Annotated in this window: 10 protein-coding genes; 3 read left to right on the top strand and 7 right to left on the bottom strand. The window is 69.9% G+C overall.

Annotated features, from left to right (window positions below; translation table 11 throughout):
- On the top strand, positions 1-181 hold a 181-nt coding region (locus B551_RS26415), incomplete at its 5' end, for a hypothetical protein (RefSeq protein ID WP_043437247.1).
- Between the two features lie 67 nt (positions 182-248).
- Here B551_RS26415 and B551_RS03980 read toward each other — a convergent pair.
- Positions 249-1,148, bottom strand: a complete 900-nt coding sequence (locus tag B551_RS03980) for a recombination-associated protein RdgC (RefSeq protein WP_006579077.1) — start codon at positions 1,146-1,148, stop codon at positions 249-251.
- 199 nt (positions 1,149-1,347) lie between these two features.
- Positions 1,348-1,944: a YSC84-related protein gene (locus tag B551_RS03975; protein WP_006579078.1), complete on the bottom strand. Its 597-nt coding sequence runs from the start codon at positions 1,942-1,944 to the stop codon at positions 1,348-1,350.
- A gap of 256 nt (positions 1,945-2,200) precedes the next feature.
- On the opposite strand from B551_RS03975, the gene B551_RS03970 reads away from it, so the two are divergent.
- A complete protein-coding gene (locus tag B551_RS03970) occupies positions 2,201-2,638 on the top strand; it encodes a hypothetical protein (RefSeq protein ID WP_023263515.1) in 438 nt (145 codons plus the stop codon).
- 32 nt (positions 2,639-2,670) lie between these two features.
- Here the strand turns inward: B551_RS03970 and B551_RS03965 are convergent, their stop codons facing one another.
- Complete coding sequence (locus tag B551_RS03965; RefSeq protein WP_023263514.1) at positions 2,671-6,372, bottom strand: indolepyruvate ferredoxin oxidoreductase family protein; 3,702 nt, start codon at positions 6,370-6,372, stop codon at positions 2,671-2,673.
- 176 nt (positions 6,373-6,548) lie between these two features.
- Here B551_RS03965 and B551_RS03960 point away from each other — a divergent pair, with 176 nt between their 5' ends.
- Positions 6,549-7,025: an Lrp/AsnC family transcriptional regulator gene (locus tag B551_RS03960; protein ID WP_006578359.1), complete on the top strand. Its 477-nt coding sequence runs from the start codon at positions 6,549-6,551 to the stop codon at positions 7,023-7,025.
- A gap of 21 nt (positions 7,026-7,046) precedes the next feature.
- Here the strand turns inward: B551_RS03960 and B551_RS03955 are convergent, their stop codons facing one another.
- The 4 genes from B551_RS03955 to B551_RS03940 form a co-directional block, all read right to left on the bottom strand.
- Positions 7,047-7,880, bottom strand: a complete 834-nt coding sequence (locus B551_RS03955; RefSeq protein WP_006578360.1) for an aldo/keto reductase — start codon at positions 7,878-7,880, stop codon at positions 7,047-7,049.
- Between the two features lie 86 nt (positions 7,881-7,966).
- The gene (locus B551_RS03950) at positions 7,967-8,896 is read right to left on the bottom strand and encodes a LysR substrate-binding domain-containing protein (protein ID WP_006578361.1); all 930 of its coding nucleotides are present in this window, start codon (positions 8,894-8,896) and stop codon (positions 7,967-7,969) included.
- Between the two features lie 272 nt (positions 8,897-9,168).
- Positions 9,169-10,413, bottom strand: coding sequence for an amidohydrolase family protein (locus B551_RS03945; RefSeq protein WP_023263513.1), 1,245 nt, complete (start codon positions 10,411-10,413; stop codon positions 9,169-9,171).
- 7 nt (positions 10,414-10,420) lie between these two features.
- Entirely contained in the window at positions 10,421-11,722 is a 1,302-nt protein-coding gene (locus B551_RS03940; RefSeq protein WP_023263512.1) for an MFS transporter, read from the bottom strand.
- Between the last annotated feature and the right edge of the window lie 579 nt (positions 11,723-12,301).

Here is a 12,301-nt window from a genome sequence, read left to right as displayed (position 1 = left end):
GGAGCAGGTGCTGGGCGCGCTGCGGCAGGCCGCGGCGCTGGCGCGCCGGGACCGCGCGATGCTGCCGGCCGAGCTGCGCGCGCTGGTGTCGGTGCACCCGCTGTTTGCCGGCATGACCGGCGTGGAGGCGGTGCTGGAACGGTGTGCGCCGGCGCGTGCCGACCGGCATCCGGCCCGCTGAAGGAAGGGACCGTCAAAGTCCGGGCCGGCATCGACGCCGGCCCGTATCGTTGCCGGACGAGCCGCCGTCAGCCCTGGCGTTCCCCGCCGAGCGCCTCGGTCAGATCGCCGAGCATGGCCGACAGCTCGCCGGCCATCAGCGCGAAGTCCGCGTCGAAGCGCTCGTCCTCGTCGCTCATGGTGCCGTCGATCTGTTCCTTGACCACGTCGAGCGGGGCCACGCGCTTGATCGCCAGCGCGTCGGTCAGCACGAAGGAGACGCGATCGTTCCAGGTCATCGCCAGCCGCGTGCAGCGCTTGCCGGCGGCGATATGGCGGCGCAGTTCCTCGGCATCGAGCGGATGGCGGACATAGCGGACGGTGGCCTTGCTCTCGGCGCTGGCCTGCAGCTCGATCTCCTGATCGACGGTAAAGCCGGCCGGCGCCGCATCGTCGGCCAGCCAGCCGGTCATCGCCGCCACCGGCGACTGGTTGACCTGCAGCGACGTCAGCGGCAGCGGGTCCAGCGCCTTGAACAGCAGCGTGCGAACCTCGTCGGCCTTGATCGCCGAGGCCGCGTCGATCGCCAGCCAGCCGCGCTCCGGATCGATCCAGACGCGGGTATCGCGCCGGATGCTGAAGGCGCGCGGCAGCAGTTCCTCGGTGATCTGTTCCTTCAGCTCGCGCAACTGCTTGCGGCCCGGCTTGTAGCCTTGCTGCTCCTCGAGCTCGGCCGCGCGCGCCTTGGTGACCTGGTTGACCACGGTGGCCGGCAGCAGCTTCTTCTCGGCGCGCATGGTCAGCAGCATCTGCTTGCCCACGCGGTGCACCAGCGCGCCGTTATCGCGCGGCGAGGCCCATCCCTGCGTCTGCATTTCGAGGCTGGTACCCGGATAGAAGGCGTGCGAAGCGAGGCAGGCCTCGATCTCGTCGGCGTCCTTGTTCCAGGGCGCGGAGAAGCGGTGTAGCTGAAGATTCTTGAACCACATGAGAATTCGGCACCTCGGCCAGTTGGCGAAAGGGACGAATTCTAGCGGCTTGGCGTGGCCGATGTCGCCTACGGCAACACCGGTGAAGAGAGCGGACAGCCATCCACGGACGAAAAAGCGCCGCGGCCCCCTGCCAAGGGCCGCGGACGCGAGGTGCTGCAAGGCGTCGTCCGCAGAAGGGCGCCTTGCAGCGTCAGCCTTACAGGTCCAGCCTGGTGATCTTGGTGCCTTCGAGGCTCAGGCCCGCCATCAGGCCCGCATTGGTCAGCGCGAAGCCGACCACCGGCTGCTGCACGGTATTGGTATCGAGCGCACCGTTGGCGCCGACCTTGGCTACCGCGACGGTGGCGTCGACGCCCGCGGTCCAGCCTTCGCTGGCGAGGAATTTGTCGAGCGCCTGCTGGTTCATGAACATGAAGATCAGCGCCTTCGATTGCGCGCCGATCTGCCAGCCCAGCGAACCGGAAATGGTGCGGTAATAGCCGCGGGTGGTATTGCCCACGCGCAGCGCGCCATCGCCATATTCGCCGCCGACGAAGAAGCCGGCCGACAGCGTGCGCGGAAACACCAGGATGCCGCGGGCGCGCGAGGCGAGATCGCGCGAGCCGTTGACCGAGCTGTAGAGCCGGTCCAGCGTGTTCTGCACGCCGGAATCGATCTCGCGGCGGCGCGTCGCCTTCTCGGTCGGGGAAGAGGCCGAATCCCGCGTGGTGGTGCACGCGCCCAGCAGCAGGCCGCTGCCGGCTACCGCCAAACCGAGACCCGCACTGGCGTTCAGGAATGCCCTACGTTCCATGTTGTTCTCCTTTGTTCCTGTCAATCACTGCGATGCCAACCAGGATGGCGTCCTCGCCGACGGTCGTTGCGCCGGACGATGGCGCGCCATCACGCTGCCCTCCGTTTGTGCAATATACAAAGCGCACGCGGCGGCTGCTGTAGGACGACCGACTCAGGCCGTGTGGTGTCTGTCCTACAAAGCACTTTCTGCGGCACCATTGCAACGCGATGTAACCGCCGGTTACCTTGTCGAAGCCGTGGCGCTACCATGCGGCATGCCTAAAGTCCTTGCCCTGATCCCCGCCATCCTGCTGGTCGGCGCCTGCGCCTCGCATGCGCCTTCGGACCAGCAGGCCGCCGCTGCCGCCACCGCCGCTGCCGCCGAGAGCCAGGCCGCCTCCGGGCCGCCGCCCGAGTGGCAAAAGAAGCGGCAGCAATACACCGAGTGCGCGCGCGAGAAGGCCGAAGCCCGTTCGGCCAAGCCGGGCACGACGCAGGCCGTGGTCAACGATGCGCTGCGCGACTGCCGCGGCGAGCTCGACGCGGTGCGCACATCGTTCCGCGAGTACCTGGATGGCCAGATGTCGTCAGCCCACGGCAAGCGTTCGGCGCGCCAGGCGGCCGACCGCGTGGGCCGTGATACCGAAGACAAGGTGCGCGCCTATCTGCTGCGACACGTCGAGTACCACCGCGCCGTCGCCGCCCGCCAGTAAGGCGGCGTTCCGGCTTCCGCCCAATCCTTCGCTCAATGCGGCGCGCCAGTGCGCGCCGTTTTTGCGTCCGCCTTTGCGTCCGACTTTGCATCGGCCATTGCGTCGGCCATTGCGTCGGCCTGCCGGATTGGAATTCCGCGCAGTTGACCCGCACCATTGGCGCCATGCGTGCTGTCCGGGCGCGGATAGCGCTGCGCGTCGAAGCGGTGCAGCAGCTCGGCCGCCCGCGCCGCAGCGACGGCATGCGCGGCCAGCTTGATGTGGCCGAAGCCGCGTACCCTGGCGGGCAACTGCGCGATCTCGACCGCGATCGGCAGCCGCGCTTCGGTCAGCGCCGGCAGCAGCGCGCGGATGCGGGCCTCGTAGTCGGCGATGGACTGCCGCTCGAGCCGGCGCTCGGCGGTCCTGCCGAATGGGTCCAGGCGGGTGCCGCGCAGCCGCTTGCCCTTGGCGAGCCATCCCATCAGCGGCCATAGCCACGCGCCGAACGCGATCTTGCGCGGCGGCTCGCCATGCTTGCCGGGGCGCGACAGCAGCGGTGGCGCCAGATGGAAGCGCAGCCGCAGCGGGCCGTCGAAACGCGCGCGCAGCGCCTGCCGGAAGGCCGGGTCGCTGTGCAGCCGCGCGACCTCGTATTCGTCCTTGTACGCCATCAGCCGGGCGAACTGCTCGGCCACCGCCCGGGTCAGCCGGCGCTCGCGCCCGGCCTCGCCCAACGCGTTCTCCGCGGCCTGCACCGCCTCGACCAGCGCGGTATAGCGTGCCGCGTAGGCGGCGTCCTGGTAGGCCGTCAGCAGCGCCACGCGGTCGGCCACCAGTTGCGGCAAGGGCGTGGCGGACGTTGCTGCAGGTTCGGGTGCGACCAGCGCCAGGCCGTCCGGCTTGCCTTCGCCCGCGGCGAGCCGCGTCAGCGCGAGAGGATCGCCGGCGGCCAGGCGCCCCAGCGCCAGCGCCTCCAGATTGGCGTCCACCGCGACGCCATTGAGTTCGATCGCGCGCGTCAGCGCCGCCAGCGAGACCGGCACCAGGCCCTTCTGCCACGAAAAGCCGAGCACCACGATATTGGCGGCCACGGTATCGCCGAGGAAGGCGGTGGCGAGCGCCTGCGCGTCCAGCGTGTCGATGCCGCCCGAGCCCGTCGCGTGGCGCAGCTTGGCCAGCAGCGCGTCGGCATGCAGGTCGGCATCCGGATTGCGCTGGAATTCGGCGACCGGGGTCGGATGCGTATTGGCGACGATTTGTGTGCGCCGCGGCGCGACCGTCTGCAGCACGTCGGGCGAGGCCCCCACCGCGAGGTCGCAGGCCAGCACCGCGTCGGCCTGCTGCGCGTCGATGCGTGCCTGGTTCAGCCACTGCCGGCCCTGCGCCAGCCGCACGAAGGACAGCACGGATCCGCCTTTCTGCGCGAAGCCCATGAAGTCGAGCACGCTGGCCACGCGCCGCTCCAGATGCGCCGCCATCGCGATCAGCGCGCCGGCCGTGACCACCCCGGTACCGCCGACGCCGGCCACCAGGATGTCGAAGGGGCCGGCGCCGAGCCGCGGTGCCGGTTCACGCAATGCGGCCGCCCGCTCGCGCAGCGCCGCCACGCCGCGCTCATGCCCGACCGGGTGGCGCGGCGTCGCGCCCTCGACGGTGACGAAGCTCGGGCAGAAGCCCTTGATGCACGACTCGTCGTGATTGCAGCTGGCCTGATCGATCTGCCGCTTGCGCCCCAGCACGGTCTCGACCGGCTGTACCGCCAGGCAGTTGGACTGCACGCTGCAGTCGCCGCAGCCCTCGCAGACCGCCTCGTTGATGAAAACGTGGCGCGTCGGGGCCGGCGCGCGCCCGAGCTTGCGCCGGCGGCGCAGTTCGGCGGCGCAGGTCTGCTCGTACAGCAGCACGGTGACCCCCGGCACCTCGCGCAGCTCGCGCTGCACCGCCTCGAGCGACTCGCGCGGATGGAACGTCGTGCCGGCGGGAAAGCGGACGCGGCGGCCGCGATGCACGTCGATGCGATCGCTGACGAGCGCGACACGCGCCACGCCCTCGGCGCTGACCTGGCGCGCGATCGCCTCGACGTCGAGCGGCCCATCGACCGGCTGTCCGCCGGTCATCGCCACCGCGTCGTTGCACAGGATCTTGTAGGTCACGTTGGTGCGCGCGGCGACCGCCTGGCGGATCGCCAGGTAGCCCGAGTGATAGTAGGTACCGTCGCCGAGGTTCTGGAACACGTGCGGCGTCGCGGTAAAGCGGCTGTGCGCGACCCAGTCGACCCCTTCGCCGCCCATCTGGATCAGCCCCGAGGTCTCGCGGTTCATCCAGCTCGCCATGAAATGGCAGCCGATGCCGGCCTGCGCGCGCGAGCCTTCCGGTACGCGGGTCGACGTGTTGTGCGGGCAGCCGGGGCAGAAGTAGGGCTGGCGGCGGATGCCGTCGGCCGCATTGGACAGCAGCGGATGTTCGCTGAACTGCGGCACCAGCTCGCGCCGGTCCAGCCCGCGGCTGAGACGGGCGAGCCAGTCGGCCACCGGCTGCATCAGCCGCGATGGCCGCATTTCCTCGCGTTCGGGCAACAGCGGCCGGCCATCGATGCCGAACTTGCCGGCGATCGCCGGCCGCACGCCATCGGGCGCGTTGTAGAACAGCGCCTGCAGCTGCCGTTCCACCAGCGGGCCCTTTTCCTCGACCACCAGGATCTCCTCGAGGCCGCGCGCGAAGGCCAGCAGCCGGGTCGGCTCGACCGGATAGGCGAGCCCCAGCTTGTAGACGCGGATGCCGGCGTCGGCCAGCGCCTGCGTCGAGATGCCCAGGCGCCGGAACACTTCCATCAGATCGTGATGGGCCTTGCCGCAGGTCACGATGCCGGCGCGCGCTTCGTCGGCCTGGACCACCATGCGGTCGATGCTGTTGACGCGGGCGAAGGCGCGCACCGCCTCGAGCTTGGCGCCGAGCCGCTGCTCGATGCGCGGCGACGGCAGGTCGGGCCAGCGATAGTGCAGGCCGTCGGGGGGCGGCATGTGGCCGCTGATCTGGCGTACCGCGTCGGCATCCTGCCAGCAGGCGACGCGCGCATGGATCGGATCCAGATCGACCGTCATCGCGCTCTCGACGGTCTCCGACAGTGCGGTGAAGCCGACCCAGTTGCCCGAGTAGCGCGACAGCGCCCAGCCGTAGAGCCCGAATTCCAGATATTCGGCGACGTCGGCCGGCGCCAGCACCGGCATCGACCACGCCTGCATCGCGAAATCGCTCTGGTGCGACATCGACGACGACACGCAGCCATGGTCGTCGCCGGCGACCACCAGCACGCCGCCATGCGGCGAGCTGCCATAGGCGTTGCCATGCTTGAGCGCATCGCCGGCGCGGTCGACGCCGGGGCCCTTGCCGTACCAGAGGCTGAATACCGCGTCGACGGTGCGCTGCGGATCGCCCTCGACCTGCTGCGTGCCGAGCACTGCGGTGGCGGCCAGTTCTTCGTTGATCGCGGGCAGGAAGCGCACGCCGGCCGCATCGAGCAGCGGCGCGGCCTTCCACATCGCCTGGTCGACCATGCCGAGCGGGGAGCCGCGATAGCCGCTGACGAAGCCGGCGGTGCCCAGGCCGGCGGCGCGGTCGCGCCGGGCCTGCTCCAGCACCAGGCGGACCAGCGCCTGCGTGCCGCTCAGGAAGACCTGGCCCGCGGGCGCGGTCAGATTGTCCGACAGCCGATAGTCGGCGCGCAGCGTGCCGGCCTCCATTGCAGCGTCCATCTCGGTCTCCTTTCGGCATCATGACCGGCGTTCCGCCAGCCATGCGCGGCCGGTGTTCCGGCCGTCTTGCCGCGCCTGTCCTGAAGACCATGTTAGGCACGCGATCGAAGAAATGGATTTCTCAATTTTGCCGCCACGGCCTAGATTGGAGAAAACCCATCTCGATATCGAGCGATATGAAGAACGAAGAGGTTCTCGACGAGTACTCGCGCCGCATCCTCGCCGAGCTGCAGCGCGACGCGCGCCAGTCGCTGCAGCAGCTGGCCGGGGCGGTGGGCCTGTCGGTCACGCCCTGCTGGAAGCGGCTCAAGGCGATGGAGGAGAGCGGGGTGATCCGCAACTACACGGTCTGGGTCGACCGCGAGCGGGTCGGGCTGTCGAACTGCGTGCTGGCCGAGATCAACCTGACCCGCCACAGCGAGACCGTGGTCGACGAATTCGAGGCCGCGGTGCGCCGCTGCCCGGCCATCGTCGAGTGCTATCGCACCACCGGCCAGGCCGACTATCTGCTGAAGGTGCTGACGCCGGATATCCGCGCCTACGATGCCTTCCTGCACGACGTGATATTCCGGCTGCCGGGCGTGACGGGCATCCGCTCCAGCATCGTGCTGTGCGAGGTCAAGAGCGGGGCGCCGCTGCCGATCGGCGCGTAAGCCTCCCTCCGCGGCAGGCCGCTACAGCATCTCCAGCGGACGGGGCCCGCGCGGCGCCGGGAACAGGGCGTCGAGCTCCGCCAGCTGCGCGGCTTCGAGCGCGACCGACAGCGCCGCGGCGTTCTCGCGCAGCGCGTCGCGCCGGCTCGTCTTCGGGATGGCGATGACGCCGTCGCGCGCAAGCAGCCAGGCCAGTGCCGCCTGCGCCGGTGCGATGCCATGACGCGCGGCGAACGCCTTCAGGCCGGCATGGCGCAGCAGCCGGGCCTGCTCGATCGGCGAGTAGGCCATCACCGGCACGCCGCGCTCGCGCAGCCACGGCAGCAGGTCCCATTCGATGCCGCGGCGGCCCAGGTTGTACAGCAGCTGATTGGTCTGGACGCGATCGCCGCCCGGTACCTTCCACAGCTCGCGCATGTCGTCGAGGTCGAGGTTACTGACGCCGAAGTGGCGAATCTTGCCGGCCTGCTGCAGCGCCAGGAAGGCCTCCATCGTTTCGGCCAGCGGCACGCCGCCGCGCCAGTGCAGCAGATACAGGTCGATGCGGTCGGTGCGCAGCCGGCGCAGGCTGCGTTCGCAGGCGGCCACCGCGTCGCGCCGGCCGGCGTTGTGCGGATAGACCTTGGTGACCAGGAAGACCTCGTCGCGCCGGCCCGCGATCGCTTCGCCGACCAGTTGTTCCGACAGCCCCTCGCCATACATCTCGGCGGTATCGATCAGCCGCAGGCCAAGGTCCAGGCCGAGTTGCAGCGTGGCGATCTCCTCGGCGCGGCTCGAACGATCGTCGCCGATATTCCAGGTTCCCATGCCGAGGGCCGGCACGCGTTCACCGCAGGGCAGCAGCACGTGTTTCATGGCGAATCGCTCCTTGTGTTCTGGGTCGGGGTTGCCGATATCCTGAGCGGCCCGGGCTCGGTCATCGGCGCGCATCGATCGACGCTTCATCCATCGGCGCTTCGATCTCCGGCGCGGCCGTCGATGCCGCTCTGCTGCACCAGCCATTGCCGGAAGGCACGGGCCGCGGCTGGCTCGGCGCGTTCGCGCGGCCACACCGCGTAGTAGCCGCCGCCCAGCGTCGCGCTCGCCTGCGTGGCGCGCACCAGCAGGCCGTCGCGCAGGCACGCATCGATCATATGGCGCCAGGCCAGCACGATGCCGTGGCCTTCGATCGCCAGCTGCAGCAGGATCGGATACTGGTTGGCCACCACGCGATGGTGCGGCCGTGCATCGGGCAGGCCGTTCTGGCCGAGCCAGGATTCCCATGACATCCAGTTGCGCTGCGCGTCTTCGAGCACCAGCAGCGTCTCGTTGACGAGGTCGGCGGGCGCCAGCGAGCGGCCCCGCAGATAGCCGGGCGTGCAGACCGGGAACACTTCCTCGTCATAGAGCCGCCGCGCCGCGAACGCGGGGGGTGGTCCTTCGCGCAGGTAATAGAGACCGATATCGAACTCGGCGCCCGACATCGAGGCGAGGCTGTCGTTGACGACCAGGCGCAGGTGGATGTCCGGATGCGCGGCGCGAAAGCGCGCCAGCCTCGGCGTCAGCCACAGCACCGCGACGCCGGACGAGCAGGCCACCGACAGCTCGGTATGCCCTTTGCGCTTCATCACATCCTCGGTGGCCTCCGCGCAGCCGACCAGCAGCCGCTGCACCACCTCGGCATAGCGCTGGCCGCTGACGGTCAGCCGCAGCGCGCGCGGCTCGCGCACGAACAGCTTCTTGCCGAGGAATTGCTCGAGCTGCGCGACCTGCCGGCTGATCGCGCTCTGTGTCAGATGCAGCTCGGCGGCGGCGCGGGTGAAGCTGCCGTGCCGCATCGCCGCCTCGAAGGCGATCAGGCAGGGCAGCGGAGGAAGCGGGGCAATGCGCATGGCGGCGTCCGGTCGGTCAAGCCGCCATGATAGTGGAGCGATGGGCCACGACATCGAGCACGCCCGCGCACGGGTGCTCCCCTCTCCCGCTTGCGGGAGAGGGGCGGGGAGAGGGCAAGGGCGGTCGCGGTGCCGCCGGGCTTCTACACCACCCCCTCTCCCCAACCCACTCCCCCCTGAGGGGGAGAGGGAGTCCTGCAGCGCTCCCCTCTCCCAACCCTCTCCCCATGAGCGGGAGGGGGGAGAACGACAAAGGTGGGCGTACCGAAGCGCTACCGCGCGGCGCGCGTATGAATCCGCCCGCCCTGCATCACCAGCGCCAGGTGCTCGCCCTGTCCCATCAGCAGGCCGATGTCGGCCAGCGGGTCGCCGTCGACCACCAGCAGGTCGGCCAGCGCGCCGGCGCGCACCGTGCCGAGCTCGTTCTCGCGCTGCAGCAGCGCGGCGGCGATCGAGGTCGCCGAGCGGATCGCTTCCAGGTTGCCGAGCGCGTCGGCGCGGATGCGGAACTCCTCGCTCTGGCACTGGTGCATCTCGCCGAGCAGGTCGGAGCCGAAGGCCATCGGCACGCCGGCCTCGGCGTAGATGCGCAGCGAGTCGTGGCCGGCCTGGCGCACGGTCTCGATCTTGGCCACCGACTCGGCCGGCAGGCCGAGCCGCGCGCCATCCCGCGCCAGCGCCTCGTAGGTGATCACGGTCGGCACCACGAAGGCGCCATGCTCGCGCATGACCTCGGCGGCGGCGCGGTCCACCAGGTTGCCGTGCTCGATCGAACGGACGCCGCAGCGCACCGCGCGCGCGATCGCGCGCGGCGTGTAGGCGTGCGCCGCCACATAGGTCTGCGCGGCCTCGGCCTCCTCGACGATGGCGCGGATCTCGGCCTCGCTGTATTGCGTGTTGGCGATCGGATCGGTCGGCGAGGCGACGCCGCCCGAGGCCATGATCTTGATCTGCGTCGCGCCCTTCTGGATCTCCTCGCGCACCGCCAGCCGCACCGCGTCGACGCCGTCGACCACGCGCGCGATGGCGCCGGCGCGGAACGCGCACGAGCACGGCTCCAGCGTGTCGCCGCGCGGACGGAAGTCGCCGTGGCCGCCGGTCTGCGACAGCGCCTTGCCCGACGGGAAGATGCGCGGACCCGGGATCAGGCCGCTCTCGACCGCCTGCGACAGGCCCCAGTCGGCACCGCCGGCATCGCGCACGGTGGTGAAGCCGCGCTCGAGCATCGCGCGCATGATCGGCAGCGCGCGGATCGCGACCAGCACATTGGGCTGCGTCGCGTTCAAACCAAGGTTGGCCAGCGAGGCCAGCACGTGCACGTGGCAGTCGATCAGGCCCGGCATCACGGTCTTGCCCGCGACGTCGATGCGCCGCAGGTCGGGGGCGTCGGGCAGGTCGAGCGGCGTGGCCGATACCGCGGCGATGCGCTCGCCGTCGATCAGCACGTCATGGCGGCGCAGCAGGCTGCCGTGCGCCGGGTCGAGGACGTTGCCGCCCTGAAGCAGGATTCTGGTCATCGGTAAATCAGTGTCGTTGCAGATAGGCCGGCTCGCGGACGAAGCGGGTGCCGACGAAGCTGATCGCGGCGGCGATCATCACGTAGAAGGCGGGCGCCATGGTGCTGCCGGTGCTGGCGATCAGCCAGGTGATGATGAACGAGGCGAAGCCGCCGAAGATCGTCACCGCCAGGTTGTAGGCGACCGACAGGCCGGTCGACAGCACCTTGGCCGGGAACAGTTCGGAGAAGGCCGCCAGGATCGGGCCGGTGTACGCGGCGATCAGCACCCCGAACACCAGCTGGAACACCAGCAGCGATACCAGGCCCGGCACCTGGTTGATATAGAAGAACATCGGATAGGCCAGCAGCAGGATCAGCAGCGCCGAACCGGACAGCAGCGCGCGGCGGCCGATGCGGTCGGCGAGCCAGCCGACGATCGGCGAGAACACCATGATCGCGAGTCCGCCGACCATGCCGGCGATGAAGCCGGTGGACTGCTGCACCTGGAGCACTTTGACGGAGTAGGTCGGCATATAGAACAGCAGCACGTAGGTGCAGACGGTCCACAGGATCACCATCGAGAAGCTGGCCGTGGTCTCGCGCGGGTAGGTCTGCACGATCTCCTTGAGCGGCGAGTCGGAGCGCTCGGCGTTGTCGCGGAAGGTTGGCGTTTCGTCCAGGTGATGGCGGATGTAGTAGCCGACCGGACCGATGACGATGCCCAGCAGGAAGGGCAGGCGCCAGCCCCAGCTGTTCAGCGCCTCCGGGCTCAGCGCGCTGGTGACGAAGGTACCGACCGCGGCGCCGAGCAGCACCGCGACGCCGATGCTGGCCTGGATCCAGCTCGAGTAGAAGGCGCGCTGGCGGGCCGGCGCGTACTCGGTCAGGAAGGCGGTCGCGCCGCCCATCTCGCCGCCGGCGGAGAAGCCCTGCATCAGCCGCGCGATCACGATCAGCAGCGGCGCGAACACGCCGATCTGGTCGTAGGTCGGGGCGATGCCGATGATGGTGGTGCCCACCGCCATCAGCAGGATGGTCAGCGACAACGCCTGCTTGCGGCCGACGCGGTCGGCATAGATGCCGAGCACGATGCCGCCGACCGGACGCATGAAGAAGCCGACGCCGAAGGTGGCGACCGCCAGCAGCAGCGACGACAGGTCGTTGCCGGTCGGAAAGAACAGCCGCGCGATGATCACCGCGAAGAAGCTGTAGACGGTGAAGTCGAACCACTCGAGGCCGTTGCCGATCACCGTCGCGACGATGGCGCGGCGCCGTTTCCTGGCGTGAGTGGCGGGCAGCGCGTCGGCGTGGGCTACGCTCGCTTGCATGGGGTTCTCCTCTTCATGGCGTTCTCCTCTGGGATGGGCAGGCGCCCGCGTGCGGCTGGCGCAGCGGGCCGGACGGCCGATGTTAGAAGCTGGGCCGGCGCGGGCGGTAACGAAATCTGCGCATGTCCGCATGCCGTCGGCGCATGCATCGCACAGCGGTGGCGCGACGTTGGTGTCCGCCGTCGTCCGACAGCGCGCACGTACGAGCGATCGAGATCGACCAAGGCCGATGGTGGTGGTCGACCGTGGGCAATGACCATCGACGGTCATCGATCGAGCGTCGTTCGACAGTCGATCGGGCATCGGTGAGGCGTCGATCGGGCGTCGATGAGGCGTCGATGCGGCAGCGATACCGAGCTCGCGAATGGCAAAGCGTTGCGTCGACGCATCACTCGAACGGCGCTCGCGCGCGATGCGCGATGGCGCGCGATGCGAAGCCGATGCGCGATGCGCGCTTCGCTGTCGCGATGGCCGTCGGCATCATCGGCGCGCTCGTCGCCGGACTGCCGTCGTCGCGATCGCACGCGGCCGCGATGCGCCTCGACGCCGCCGCGTCGCGCGACGCGCAGCGCGCGCATG

The organism is Cupriavidus sp. HPC(L), assembly GCF_000307735.3.
Taxonomy (GTDB): domain Bacteria; phylum Pseudomonadota; class Gammaproteobacteria; order Burkholderiales; family Burkholderiaceae; genus Cupriavidus.
The sequence above is the reverse complement of the archived record's forward strand: the minus strand, read 5'-3'. Positions and strand labels throughout refer to the sequence as shown.

Bases quoted from the DNA above. Each gene is read 5' to 3' on its own strand.
- B551_RS03980 (WP_006579077.1), bottom strand. From the start codon at position 1,148: ATGTGGTTCAAGAATCTTCAGCTACACCGCTTCTCCGCGCCCTGGAAC.
- B551_RS03975 (WP_006579078.1), bottom strand. From the start codon at position 1,944: ATGGAACGTAGGGCATTCCTGAACGCCAGTGCGGGTCTCGGTTTGGCG.
- B551_RS03970 (WP_023263515.1), top strand. From the start codon at position 2,201: ATGCCTAAAGTCCTTGCCCTGATCCCCGCCATCCTGCTGGTCGGCGCC.
- B551_RS03965 (WP_023263514.1), bottom strand. From the start codon at position 6,372: ATGGACGCTGCAATGGAGGCCGGCACGCTGCGCGCCGACTATCGGCTG.
- B551_RS03960 (WP_006578359.1), top strand. From the start codon at position 6,549: ATGAAGAACGAAGAGGTTCTCGACGAGTACTCGCGCCGCATCCTCGCC.
- B551_RS03955 (WP_006578360.1), bottom strand. From the start codon at position 7,880: ATGAAACACGTGCTGCTGCCCTGCGGTGAACGCGTGCCGGCCCTCGGC.
- B551_RS03950 (WP_006578361.1), bottom strand. From the start codon at position 8,896: ATGCGCATTGCCCCGCTTCCTCCGCTGCCCTGCCTGATCGCCTTCGAG.
- B551_RS03945 (WP_023263513.1), bottom strand. From the start codon at position 10,413: ATGACCAGAATCCTGCTTCAGGGCGGCAACGTCCTCGACCCGGCGCAC.
- B551_RS03940 (WP_023263512.1), bottom strand. From the start codon at position 11,722: ATGCAAGCGAGCGTAGCCCACGCCGACGCGCTGCCCGCCACTCACGCC.